Consider the following 12,785-nt stretch of genomic DNA (forward strand, 5'->3'; position numbering starts at 1 on the left):
TCGATCGAGCGTTCGATTTATTTGTATTGAATTTTATTGTGTTTTCAAATAATGTCAATCCTGAAAGCGATATGGATAATGAGATGAACTTGAAAAACACGACGAAAAGAAATTCCCCCGCATGGCCTGAAAGTCTTTCCTATGAAGCTTTTTTGAGGTTCTCTCCAGCTTCCGATGATTGGATTTGCCAGACAGTCTATTCCCTGCGCGGCGATCAGATTTCTGTGAGAAATCAGCGTATAGGTCTGGAAAAACTGGGGCGCATACTAAAGGCTACTTTCAAACTCAGCTCCAAAACCGGCTTTCACTCCATGAGTCTGCGTGAACTGAGCAGGGAGAGCGATATCAGTATGGGGGGGCTCTACGCCTATATCGGCAGCAAGGAGGAGCTGGCCAATCTTATCGAACACGTGCTTGGTGTTATCTCCAGCGAATTGACAGATCTTGCCACTGCCGGGATCGAAGATACCAGAGCCAAGCTGATTGCATTGATCTACGCGCATATTTATCTCTCGGAGCAGTTACAGCCCTGGTTTTATTTTGTCTATATGGAATCAAAAAGTCTTTCCGAGCAACAAAAAGAGAAGGCAAAACGGACTGAGTTGGACTTTGAAGCACGTTTTGTCAGGTTGGTAGGCGACGGAATAAAAGAAGGCATTTTTAATTCACTTGATATAAATCTCTGCGCTTCTGCAATAATTTCCCTGTTACAGGATTGGCATCTGAAGAGTTGGAAGCACCGGGGGAGAAAAATTTCTCCACAACGCTATGCGGAATTTATCACCGAACTGGTGATGGCTCGCCTCGATATTTAATAAGCGGCTTTCAAAAATTTCACCATGTAAAACTTGCGTTATTGTGAGAAATATACGCGAAAAAATATAAGAATCGAACAATGAGTTCAGAACTTAAAGTATTGGTTTACGGCGCAAGTGGGTACACCGGAAAAGTTGTTTAACAGTATTTGGCCAAGCAGCGGATTCCCTTCTGTGTGGCTGGCCCTAACCCCGAAAAACTGGCGTTAACCTAGCCCTTTGATTACTGCTCTCTTATTGAGAGTTTCCACAAGGATGGCTTTATTTTAATGCCTCCAGCGAAAGGAAGCATATAAACAAGTACGAGTCGAATCTGCCAAACGCCATGAGCGGCGTTTCTGGATGGAAACTAGATTGAAACCAACGGAGACCACAATATGAAGATGAACGCCTACGTAGCCGGAGTCGGGATGACGCGCTTTGGCAAACACCTTGATCGCACCCTCAAGTCCCTCGCGGGTGAAGCTATTGCCGAGGCCATTGTTGATGCGGGTATCGCCAAGGAAGAAATTCAGGCCGCGTGGATGGGCAACGGAGCCGGTGGTGTTGTTCAGGGCCAGGAGATGATCAGCGGTCAGGCCGCGTTGCGCGAGATGGGAATAGGAAAGATTCCTGTTGTCAATGTTGAAAACGCCTGCGCGACGTCGTCTACAGCCTTTAACCAGGCTTGCGCCATGGTGACGGCCGGCTTTTATGATGTGGTTCTTGCCTGCGGTTTTGAAAAACTCTTCCACGAAGACAAGCGCCGTACCTTTGCCGCCTTTGATGGTGCAGTCGATACTGAACAGGAAAAAGGCCTGATAGGGGCTCTTGAGGCGCTGGCTGAGAAGTCGGGTGAACCCATCGATATCGAAAATGCTGGTGTCACACGTTCGGTATTCATGGATATCTACTCCCACATGTCCATCGCTCACATGAAAAAGTACGGGACTACACAAGTGCATTTCGCAGGTGTTACGGTGAAGAACTCCTACCACGGCAGCCTCAATCCCAAGGCCCAGTTCCAGACTGAAATGACGGTCGAGGAAGTCTTGGCCTGTCGTGAAATTATCTACCCTCTGACACTTCCCATGTGTTCGCCGGTAGGCGACGGCGCCGCTGCGGTGATTATCGTCAGCGAGCGGAAGGCGAAAGAGATGGGTATGGACAAAAAAGTCAAAGTCTTGTCTTCGGCTTTGGTATCCGGTTGGGAAATGACAGACCAGGTTGCAAACTACGCAGCCAACATGGCTTATAAAGAGGCGGGAGTCGGTCCTAACGACTTGAGTATTGTCGAACTGCACGACGCCTCGGCGCCCTCTGAAATCCTCACCTACGAGTATCTTGAACTGTGTCCGAAAGGCGAGGGCGCGCGTCTGCTGGATTCTGGAGATACCCGCCTCGGTGGACGAATTCCTGTCAACGTTTCCGGCGGGCTGTTGCGGAAGGGGCACCCCATTGGTGCCTCCGGTGCGGCACAGATCGTTGAATTAACCGAGCAACTTCGCGGTCACTGTGGTAATCGTCAGGTAGAGGGCGCACGTATTGGCTTGGCACACAATGGCGGCGGCCTGATCGGTATCGATTCAGCCGCTACGGTGGTATCCATCCTTGCTAGGGAGGACTGATATGAATTCGGAAGACGCCATTCTCGCCAATCAAATTCGAGTTTGGCTTAAGAAGAAGCCGGATCTCGACGTTCTAACCTTTGTTGACATCGATGCGGATGGCAATTTTGTCGACGAGCGTCGTACCTATCAACAACTGTGGGATAACGGTCAGAAACTGGCTGCTTGGTTGAAAGCGAAAGGTATTCAAAAGGGCGATACCTTTGGCATGGTGATGATGAATCACGCTGAATTTGCAGACCTGATGGTCGCCAGTTCTATCGTCGGTTCCATCTTTGTTCCCATAGACCCCCGTATCAAGGGCGATAAGCTGAAATTCATGCTCAATTTCGCCGACTGTAAGGGGGCGGTTGTCGCTAACTATGCCCTCGATTTTGTCGGCGAGGTATGGGCGAAAAGCGAGAGCTGGGTACTGCCCCTGGAGGGTGATGGTGAAAGCGTTGCCAGCATTCTTGCGGGACCGACACCGAATCCCGAAGTGGCGATTGAAAGCACAGATTCGATGGATCCGGCGCAATTGCTCTATACCTCGGGTACGACCGGAGATCCGAAAGCGATTATGGCGGCCCACGCGCGCTTTGGAACAGCTCCGATTATCCAACAGGTGATGAATCTTCGAGAGGATGACCGCCCCTATACTGGACTTTCCCTGACTCACGCCAATGCCCAGTTGATCACTCTCGGCTGTTCCATCTACCTTGGTTTACGCGGTGTGATCAGTCGCAAGTTCACCAAATCCCGCCTCTGGGATGTGGCGCGTGCCTACGGTTGCACCTGGTTCAACCTGCTCGGCGGCATGACTACGGCCATTTATGCCGAACCGCGTAAGGACAGCGACGCAGACAACCCGGTTCGGATGATTCTAAGTGCCGGTATGCCCGCCGCCATTTGGGAAGATTTCGAGCGACGTTTCGACCTGAAACTGACCGAGTTTTACGGTGCTGCAGAAGGAGGCTTGACCTTCAATCCCTCCGGAGCTGGTCCCATCGGAAGTTGCGGTCAGGCTCCTGCCATGTTGGAACTGAAGATATTCGATGATGACGGTAACGAATGTGCTCCCGGTGAGCCCGGTGAGATCTGCTTCAAGAACAGCGACGGTACCTCACCTGTGGTGAAGTACTTTAAAAATCCTGAGGCCTCCGAGAGGAAGACCGTGGGGGGCTGGTTGCGTATGGGGGATGTCGGCCACGTCGATGAGAATGGCTGGCTTTACTTCCACTACAGAAAGGGCGGTGGAATCCGTCGCAACGGTGATTTTGTCAATCCGGCTTTTGTAGAAAAGGCCCTATCCCAGAACGACATGGTTGATGACGTATTTGTCTACGGTGTCGCTATGCCGGGTATGGCGCCGGGTGAAAAGGAAGTGGTCGCAGCCATCGTTCCAAGTTCGATGGATGATTTTGACGCAGGAGCCGTATTTGACGCCTGTAGGAAGAATCTGGCGGCGAGCTTTATGCCGACTTTCTTGCAAGTGGTTGAGCAGATTCCGAAAACGGCGTCTGAGAAGCCCCAAGAGCGTTTTCTGCTGGATGCCTTTGACGCCGAAGCGCCGAATATTTATCGAATTTAAATTAATGAGGGGCGGGACTCACTGGTGTGAGTCTCTTCGCCGACGCGCTGCAGATCTTTGGCGGCAACGGCGTGACCAGGGAGTACCCGATGGAAAAACTGCTCCGCGATGCCCGTTCCGTCTTGATCGCCGACGGTTGTGACGAGACCCTTGCCCTCAAGGGCGTGGTTTGTCTCGTCAATCCTGAATTACTTAAATTCCACCCAGCACGATAAGGTAGACAACATGAAGAGATTAAAAGGCAAAGTTGCGATGGTCACCAGTGGACTCGGCGCCGCCGCTGCAACGAGAATGGCGGAGGAGGGCGCTACCGTCGTCGTCACCGACATCAATTTCGAGGCAGTCAAGTCTCACGCTGCGACAATTCCGGGTGCCATTGCTCTGGAACAGGGCGTGACAGACGAGGCTCGCTGGAAAGAAATCGTCGATCAAATCCTTGCTAATTGTGGTCAACTGAACGTACTGGTCAATAATGCCGGTATGGCCGCCCCGGCCACCGTCGAGGCAGAAACCCTCGAGGGTTGACGCAAAATGCAGGCCGTCAACTCCGACGTAGTGTTCATGGGTACCCGCGAGGCAATCCGGGTGATGAAGAAATGTGGCTGTTCCATTATCAATATTTCCTCAATCTAGGGCATTATCGGTGAGCCCGTCGCTCCCGCCTACAACGACAGTAAGGGCGCTGTGCGGATTTTCACCAAGTCTTGTGCTCTGCTGTGTGCCCAGCAAGGCTATCATATTAGGGTCAATTCTGTTCACCCAGGCTATGTGATGACCCCTCTGGTCAAGAACGCTATCGCAAGCTCGATTCTATACTGCTCGATAATTCCCAGGACAACACCTTGCGACTGTGCCAGTCCATAATAGCTACCAGGCCTCAAAGTCACCCCGCAGGCGAAGATAGGTGATGTCAGTCGTTCAGACCTGAGTCGGGTGCACTCCAAATTCCTGGGCAATCTCATTAGTCGTCTGTTGCCCTTTCAAGGTTACTATGGCAACTTTTGCCTTGAACTCCGATATGCAGGATTTACGTTTCATTACTGCCCCTCGTTTTGGAGGCTATATCTTAGCCTACTGTCTCAGATCTAGGGTCAACAATAGACCGATGCTCCATACGGCACAACGTTGAGCCACTGGCCATCGTGTCAACCCAGGAAGTAGCCGTTTGAAGCACCAGGTTATCGCGCAGCTGATCATGGTCGTTGAGAACTTCGTTCCCGAGGGCGAGCTCATGGATTTGCTGTTTGATCAGTTCTTCCAGCGAAAATTCGCAGCTGGCCTGGCCCGATCATCACCCATCGCTCGCGCCACACGGCGGCACAGATTCAACCGGCGATAAATCTGATGAAGGAGCATGGCATCGCCATGAATACTGATATCACCGCTGGAGAAATCGGTATCAACTTTACGGTGTTCGACAGATGGAAAATCGATGGAAATTTGGTTGCATTCTGTCACGAAGGATTCTTCTGTTAATCAATGGCCGCACACTGATTTTTAAGCAGTTTACGCCGCTTTTTCTATCCTCCCTCTCTCATGAAACATTCGAGCTTAAACTACCCAGGATTTACCCCTAAGAGTAGTTTACAGCTATCCAAAGATGTTACTAAGATTACGCTGTAAAGACATGACGAACCAAAGGTTTCAACTTCAAACACAATAATAATTCTAACTAACGAGGATGAAGTATGTTTATCCACAATTGCTCAAAAGACTCTTGATATCTCCCTTTAGCTGGTCTGTGGACACGGTAGTGCCATTGATGCAGAAATAGTCTCTTAATATATAAGTCCAATAAAATTATTAAAATAGAGGTTAGCAATGTTTTCTAGAAAAAATCCTTTAAGAATAAAATTCATATCAGCGGTGATCTCAGGTTTCGCTGTTGGGCTAGTGCCAACTTATATTGTTGCTGCAGAGCTAGAGGAGGTAGTAGTTACTGCACAAAAGCGTTCGGAAAGCCTTCAAAATGTAGCAATCGCTGTCTCTGCATTTTCAGGAGAAGAATTGTCAAATTTTGGGGTTTCAGGTACTCAGGGGTTGCAATTAGTTACACCCGGCCTGGTATTCAGCAACACGGGTGCTACAGGATCTCCATATTTACGAGGCGTTGGGACAAGGCTCGCTTTAAATGGGCTAGAGCCGAGCATAGCCACCTACGTTGATGATCGTTATGTTTCTCGCGCTACAACTTCAATGATGGATTTTGCCGATGTTGAGCGGATTGAGGTGCTAAAGGGGCCGCAAGGTACTTTGTATGGTAGAAACGCGACCGGCGGTGCGATTCGGATTATTACCAAGGATGTCGCTGATGAGTTGGAAGGAAGTGTAAAAGTGGGTTTAGGAAACTTCCGACAACAAACCCTATCGGGTACGGTAAGCGTGCCGATTAGTGAAAGCTTTGGTGTTCGGTTAACTGCGTTGTCTAAGAAACGGGACGGCTATGTAGACAACCTTTCCCCAATCGGGGTTTCGGAATTGGACGACCAGGATTACCAAGCCTATCGAGCTAAATTGCGCTGGGACCTGACCAACAGGGCAACCGCCAGATTGACATTGGGATATTGGGAAAAGGATGATCTCAATGGTAACGATCAGGTCGATGTAAGCCCAGCTGGTCTTAGTACTGGTCTCGCTCTGGGTGGAATAACTGGAACACAGGCAGATGAGGCGGCAACTGAGATAACGGCGAAGGACACCGGGAAAGAATTTTCCTCTCAGTTGCGCTTCGATATTGCGTTTGATAAAGCTGATTTTGCATCAATAACAACCTTCACCGATATGGATCAGGTAATCACCATTGATGCTGACGGAACCAGTGCCAAGACTTTGGATCTGCCGAAAATTCCTGATGAAACAAATTCCTATTCACAGGAATTTCAACTTGTTTCCAACAATGATGGTAATTGGAGCTGGGTTATTGGTACTAATTTCCTGGTTGGTGAAACAGACTTTGAATTTAACTTAGATGTGGGGGCGGGATTTCTCCTGTCGCAAGGTGTTCAATCCGTGGATACGAATGCGTGGGCGGTCTATGGCGAATCCACATGGGAATTGAGTGAACGATGGTCGCTGACGATAGGGGGGCGTTGGAGTGAGGAGGAAAAGGAGGTTGAGGTTAATGCTTCATCTAATGCGCCTGTCACTATTGTTTCGGTTCCCTTTCAAGATAAAGAGGATTGGAGTCAATTTACTCCCAAGGCTACCCTCGAATATAACCTAGAGGATGTCATGTATTACATGACTTTGTCGCGTGGCTTCAAAAGCGGAGGATTCGATTACCCGGCCTCAGGTAAGGAACCACTGGATCCCGAGATTTTAGATATGGTGGAAATCGGATTTAAAGGCGACTTCCTGAATCGAACTCTGAGAGCTAATGGCTCGATTTTCTATTATGATTATTCGGATATGCAGGTTACCCGGTCGGCAGCCGGAAGTTATGGAATATCTTCGACAGAAAACGCAGCAAGCGCGGAAATTTTTGGTTTTGATCTGGACATTACTTGGTTGATAGATGATCGTCTAAAGTTGACTGCTGGTTTAAGCATCCTGGATGCTAAGTACAAAAATTACGAAGCAAATGCAAAAATATTTGTTGCTGATGCTACAGGAGATCCTACAGCAACTGGAATGACTGATTTTGGGGTCGATGTGAGTGGAGAGCCCTTAGTTCGTACTCCAGACTGGTCGGGCTTTGTTTCGGCAGAATATGAGTTTACTTTGGGCAAGGCAAGCGTTCCGATGACAGTGACCTATTCTTACAAGGATGAATTTAATTTTGACTTTATCGTAACCGACAACACAAAGGCTCTTCGTCAAGACGCCTACGGATTGTTGAGTGCAAGAGCCAGTTATATTTCGCAGGAAGAGAATTGGATCGTCTCGTTATGGGGAAATAATCTCACTGACGAAGAATATTTTGATGATGTTGTCGGAGCCGGTCGAGGGCTTCGTGCTTCCTATGCGCCACCGAGAACGTATGGTGTAGATGTTACCTACAATTTCTAATGGATTTTTAGGGTTCTAGCTTGTGCTTTCAGTCTCGTCAAAATTCCTAGCTTTGTGTTTCTGATGACGGGGATGTTGAGAAGGTGAACTTTACCTAAATGGTGAGCCTGCAATTACAGTATGCAGTAATGTTTATGGGTATGAAGTTCAAGCTGGATTCTAAAGTAGAAAAAGTACCTGGTTGTGCAAGGTGAATCGGAGGGGCGAGACTCAGGGCTCTGGCAAGTGCGGGCGCCAAGCTTGCGCTGGGTTTATCTGGCCGCCCTTGTCGATTTGTATGCACCACAGGTTGTGGGATTGGCCATATCGGATGAGCCAGGATGGTAGAATTGATGAGCCTCTTATAGGTAAATAATACTGATTTCCCCGCCCATTGGTGAATCTGTTACCAATGCAGTGAATCCGCCTATATCCAATTAAACAATTTATATTGTTTAAATGACAAACATAAGAGTTGAATAATGAAGATAATTTACCTGGTTTGCACATTTCTACTTATGAGTATTTCTGGCTCGTTAACGGCAGAAGAAAATCCTTACTATGTTGAAAGAACATGGCCAGATTACTTTCTCGAACATCGAAAACTTTTTTCTGAAAAGCAAGGTGTTTATAAGGCTGGCCCTAATCCTGTATGGACCTTTCATACATTAGGGGGTTTTATTGGGAATACAACCGTTATTGAGGGAGATGACGGTTTGATTGTTTACGATACCGGAGTATCGATTGAGCATGGACGATTAATCGCGAAGGAGATTAAGAAAATTTCGGACAAGCCTATAAAGGCAATTTTCTATTCGCATCATCATACAGATCACTATAACGGAACTGCATCCCTGGTTTCAGAGGGCGACGTTAGTAGCGGAAGAGTTAAAATATTTTCGTGGAAGAATTTTGAAGCGGAAAAGGACAATGAGTTTGGAGATTTACTTCCTCGACAAGCAATAGGAGTGGCATACTACTCCGGTTCGTTATTACCTCCTGAGGATAAACATTATCATGGTTGCTGTTCGCTAAATGTCGTAGGAGGAAATTCCGGCTATATTCCTCCGACAGATTTAATTGATAAAGACACGGAGATGGAAATTGCGGGTGTCAAGTTTAATGTTTTCCATACCGGCGGTGAGGCCATATCGGAATTTGGCATTCACATTCCAGAATACGATATGGTTATTATTGGCGATGAGTTTTTCTACTCATTGGCCAATATACATTCCATTCGTGGTTCCAAGCCGAGGTTACCTGAGAATTATATCACTGCGCTGGACAGAGTAAGGAAATTGCAGCCCGAGTGGTTGCTCGGATCACACATAATACCGATTCAGGGTAAAGATCGTATTGAGAAATATATTACAACCAGTCGGGATGCCATCCAGTATCTTTGGGATCAAAGCATTCGATATATTAATAAAGGCTACACACCTCTGGAGTTGCAATACAAATTTAAGGCACTGCCAAGCTATCTTGATTTAGTTCCTTTCACTAGACCTACGTACGGAACACCCTGGCTTATTACCCCGGAGTTCTATACTGGCTGGGTAAGTTGGTTTAGCGGAGACTCTGTGGACATGTTACATTCTGAACCACAACATCAGGCCAAGAAGTACGTTGAAATGATGGGGGGGAGAGAAAAGGTACTGTCCGAGGCGAGGCAAACGTTCGATGATGGCGATCCTCAACTGGCTGCGGAGTTGGTTTCGATGCTTATTAAACTAGATAGAGAGGATATGGATGCTAGATATCTGAAAGCTGCATGTCTTCGAAAGATTGGTTATCAGCAGGTCAATTCTATTGCAAGGTCATGGTATTTAACTGGAGCTTTGGAGCTAGAGGGGAAGCTCGATACGAGAGAGATTTTGAAGTCGACTATGAAAATGTTTCAAGGAGAATTACACCCAGCCAGAGATGTTATTGACTCTTGGCGCTATCTTGTCGATGCTGAATCAGCAAAAGATCGGCATATATCATTGGTGTTTGAATTATCAGATACGAAAGAAAGTATTGGCGTTGAGCTTCGCCACAGCATTATCGAAGTTCAATCTTTCTCTACCGATCCAAAAATAAGCGATGCCGTTGTGATATTGAGTACGAAAACACTAAATAAGATTAATCGTAATGAGATTACAGTAGAGGATGGAATCAAATCTGGTGAAATCAGCGTCAAGGGCGACAAATTAGCGGCAATAGAATTTGTCGGTTATCTTGATCGGGAGATAACTGAGATCAATATGCATCTGAGATAACGTAATAGAAATATAGCTTTAACTGCTGAAAAGAAAGATGAGGTGGTTGTCAGTGGGGCTATATCTCTTTAGGTGTCATTCTATAAAATTATTTTTTGAGGTGGAAATTATGTCTAGCGATATGAGCTTCAGGTTAACAAATAAAGTGGTTTTGCCGCATTGAAAGTCGCCCTAGGATGTTAAATTTACGGTGGCAGTAAAGGGTTTGTGAAAACATTCACTAAGAAATTGGCTGTAGAATGTGGCAAGCCTTCACGCAATATAAGGGTAAATTGTGTTCATGCGTGAGTTATTGAAATCGAAATTGACGATAAAATACTAGATGACTTTGTTAGGGCGGGTTTTGATGGGTTGATTGAGAGTTCGCAAGCAGCATGAGAGAGTATGACCTCTCTGGATAGGCTTGGTCGGGTCGAGGATATAGTTGCAGCTATACTATACGTTTGCATTGACCAGGCCAGACCACACCAGACCAGACCAGTTAGGTTCCTGGGGTGTCCCTGGTCGTAGACGATGGATTGTTCGCTTGATGAAATTTGTTACTGTCTCTCGAATTTCATAATAGGGTCATAAAGTTGTGAAAGGGAGGGTAACAATAAAAGCTGTGGTGGCTGAAAAGCTATGGCGGAAAGCCCTCACAACTCGATATCCAGGGTGAAGCTAAGATTTTTCTTGGCTGCTTCACTCTAAAAAGTGTGACAATTTATAGCGGAATAAAAATAGAGAAAATGCCAATGAACAGACGATTGATTAATGTGGTTACCACCTGGGCTTTCACTATTGGGATCTCTTGGAGTCTGATTTTTCCTCCAAATGTTAGTGCTTATGAGGATGCGCTGGTGAGGGAAACAGTCTCGTTGGGTCCCAGCCGTGAACCAGTTCTCGACCATCCGAAGCAAGCCGCCGAGGCACAGAAAAAATTGAATGCATTGTCCTCAAAAAAGGGCCGACGCCCCAATATCGTCGTCGTGTTGATGGACGATATAGGTTGGGGGGACATTGGTGTCTATGGTGGCGGCATCGCGGTGGGCGCGCCTACTCCAAATATTGACAGGCTTGCGAGGAGCGGTCTTCGCCTGACGTCAACCTATTCACAGCCGTCATGTTCTCCAACGCGCGCCACACTGCTCACTGGACGACTGCCTAGGCGCCATGGTCTGCTACGCCCGCCTATGGCTGGTGAGAAGGGAGGACTAGAGGGCGAGATTACCATGGCTGAGTTGCTGAGAGAATCGAATTATGTGACCCAGGCAGTGGGAAAGTGGCATCTGGGAGAGAACGAAGCGTCCCAGCCGCAGAACGTCGGATTTGATGATTTCTACGGTTTTCTGGGTGTAGCAAACATGTATACAGAGTGGCGCGATCCGGCGTTTCAGCCAGACATCGTCAATAAGCCCGAGCGTCAAGAGTGGATGCGTAATGTGGCATTCAATCGCTTCTTGGTTCACGGCGAGCGGGGTAAGAAACTTAAGCAGGTACGTGAAATAGACCTGGAGGTTTTCAAACAATTAGATGAGGAATGGGCAGAGTATTCATCCAAGTTTATTCATCGTATGAAGAATAGCGACGAACCGTTCTTCCTCTATCATGCGACCACTGGGGCGCATTTCGACAACTACCCGCCGGATAAATTCAAGGGTATGTCGCCGGCAGGTTATCCTTATAAAGATGTGGTTGTGCAGCTAGACGATATCGTAGGTCGGTTGGTTAAGGCCCTGGAAGAGACAGGTCAGCTGGAAAATACTCTGATTTTTGTAACCTCGGACAATGGTCCGGAAATGGAGACTTGGTGGGATTCCGGATATACCCCGTTCAGGGGAGCCAAGGGCTCCACTTATGAAGGCGGGGTGCGTGTGCCGGGCATTGCCTACTGGAAGGGAATGATTGCTCCAGGGCGTGAGTCGGATGGATTATTCGATATGGCGGATATTTTTGCTACTTCGTTATCCTTAGCAGGGGTGCCGGAAAAGGTACCCAGCGATCGATTCATCGATAGTATCGACCAGACATCATTCCTTTTATCCGATAGTGGCGAATCGAACCGAAAATTTCTTTATTATTGGCTCGCTGATACATTTTCCGCAGTGCGTGTGGGTGAATATAAATTCATGACGGCTGGGATCGATAACGGAGTTCCGAATGATAGTTGGAACGCGGGTGGCTTTACTGGTGTTGAGCAAAAGTATAAATACGGGAAAGTCTTTAATCTTTACCTCGACCCGAAAGAGACCCACAACTTCCTGTTACGCAAGTTGCCTTACATATCTATCTGGCAGAACGCCATTTTCGCTCATATGGAAACATTTAAACGTTACCCACCGAAGGTCGTGGTAAGGCCACCCGGTGCGACCGATGACTAGATGATAAGGAAACTGCGTAAATCAAGGCTCTCTTAAACATAGAGGGCCAAGCCTATTGTGGCCCCTAGATCTGAGGCAGTGGGTTAAGATATAGCCTCCAACACAAGAGGCAGTAATGAAATTTAAATCCTGTATATTGGAGTTCAAGGAAATAGCGGATGTGTTGTGAGTCTTGTGACCTCCTC

General features: G+C 47.5%; 9 protein-coding genes and 2 pseudogenes. 8 read left to right on the plus strand and 3 right to left on the minus strand.

Annotated features, from left to right (window positions below; translation table 11 throughout):
- Window positions 1–83 precede the first annotated feature (83 nt).
- From SBL51_RS00120 to SBL51_RS00140, 5 genes and pseudogenes are all read left to right on the plus strand, one after another.
- On the plus strand, window positions 84–815 hold the full coding sequence (locus tag SBL51_RS00120; protein WP_317928433.1) for a TetR/AcrR family transcriptional regulator: 732 nt from the start codon (window positions 84–86) through the stop codon (window positions 813–815).
- 377 nt (window positions 816–1,192) lie between these two features.
- Window positions 1,193–2,422 carry a thiolase family protein gene (locus tag SBL51_RS00125; RefSeq protein WP_317928434.1) on the plus strand — a complete coding sequence of 410 codons (1,230 nt, stop codon included), beginning with the start codon at window positions 1,193–1,195 and terminating at the stop codon, window positions 2,420–2,422.
- A 1-nt stretch (window position 2,423) separates the two neighbouring features.
- Window positions 2,424–3,992 (plus strand): class I adenylate-forming enzyme family protein, encoded by a 1,569-nt coding sequence (locus SBL51_RS00130; RefSeq protein WP_317928435.1) that lies wholly within the window; start codon window positions 2,424–2,426, stop codon window positions 3,990–3,992.
- A gap of 26 nt (window positions 3,993–4,018) precedes the next feature.
- Window positions 4,019–4,207: an acyl-CoA dehydrogenase family protein gene (locus SBL51_RS00135; protein WP_317928436.1), complete on the plus strand. Its 189-nt coding sequence runs from the start codon at window positions 4,019–4,021 to the stop codon at window positions 4,205–4,207.
- 37 nt (window positions 4,208–4,244) lie between these two features.
- Window positions 4,245–4,775, plus strand: a pseudogene (locus SBL51_RS00140) (SDR family NAD(P)-dependent oxidoreductase); the annotation flags it as partial.
- A 138-nt stretch (window positions 4,776–4,913) separates the two neighbouring features.
- Here SBL51_RS00140 and SBL51_RS23225 read toward each other — a convergent pair.
- The 3 genes and pseudogenes from SBL51_RS23225 to SBL51_RS00150 all read right to left on the minus strand — a co-directional run.
- Window positions 4,914–5,030, minus strand: a pseudogene (locus tag SBL51_RS23225) (IS3 family transposase); the annotation flags it as partial.
- A 28-nt stretch (window positions 5,031–5,058) separates the two neighbouring features.
- Entirely contained in the window at window positions 5,059–5,253 is a 195-nt protein-coding gene (locus SBL51_RS23230; protein WP_411860456.1) for a transposase, read from the minus strand.
- Window positions 5,241–5,450, minus strand: a complete 210-nt coding sequence (locus tag SBL51_RS00150; protein ID WP_317928437.1) for a hypothetical protein — start codon at window positions 5,448–5,450, stop codon at window positions 5,241–5,243. The genes SBL51_RS23230 and SBL51_RS00150 overlap by 13 nt, the downstream gene beginning before the upstream one ends.
- A gap of 363 nt (window positions 5,451–5,813) precedes the next feature.
- Here SBL51_RS00150 and SBL51_RS00155 point away from each other — a divergent pair, with 363 nt between their 5' ends.
- The 3 genes from SBL51_RS00155 (at window position 5,814) to SBL51_RS00165 (ending at window position 12,600) form a co-directional block, all read left to right on the plus strand.
- Window positions 5,814–8,000, plus strand: a complete 2,187-nt coding sequence (locus tag SBL51_RS00155) for a TonB-dependent receptor (RefSeq protein WP_317928438.1) — start codon at window positions 5,814–5,816, stop codon at window positions 7,998–8,000.
- A 461-nt stretch (window positions 8,001–8,461) separates the two neighbouring features.
- On the plus strand, window positions 8,462–10,240 hold the full coding sequence (locus tag SBL51_RS00160; protein ID WP_317928439.1) for an alkyl sulfatase dimerization domain-containing protein: 1,779 nt from the start codon (window positions 8,462–8,464) through the stop codon (window positions 10,238–10,240).
- Window positions 10,241–10,974: 734 nt separating this feature from the next.
- Window positions 10,975–12,600, plus strand: a complete 1,626-nt coding sequence (locus SBL51_RS00165; RefSeq protein WP_317928440.1) for an arylsulfatase — start codon at window positions 10,975–10,977, stop codon at window positions 12,598–12,600.
- Window positions 12,601–12,785 lie beyond the last annotated feature (185 nt).

Origin of the sequence: Halioxenophilus sp. WMMB6 (assembly GCF_033283405.1) — a bacterium.
GTDB lineage: Bacteria > Pseudomonadota > Gammaproteobacteria > Pseudomonadales > Cellvibrionaceae > Halioxenophilus.

Coding starts and splice junctions, on each gene's coding strand:
- SBL51_RS00120 (WP_317928433.1), top strand. CDS start 84: ATGAACTTGAAAAACACGACGAAAAGAAATTCCCCCGCATGGCCTGAA.
- SBL51_RS00125 (WP_317928434.1), top strand. CDS start 1,193: ATGAAGATGAACGCCTACGTAGCCGGAGTCGGGATGACGCGCTTTGGC.
- SBL51_RS00130 (WP_317928435.1), top strand. CDS start 2,424: ATGAATTCGGAAGACGCCATTCTCGCCAATCAAATTCGAGTTTGGCTT.
- SBL51_RS00155 (WP_317928438.1), top strand. CDS start 5,814: ATGTTTTCTAGAAAAAATCCTTTAAGAATAAAATTCATATCAGCGGTG.
- SBL51_RS00160 (WP_317928439.1), top strand. CDS start 8,462: ATGAAGATAATTTACCTGGTTTGCACATTTCTACTTATGAGTATTTCT.
- SBL51_RS00165 (WP_317928440.1), top strand. CDS start 10,975: ATGAACAGACGATTGATTAATGTGGTTACCACCTGGGCTTTCACTATT.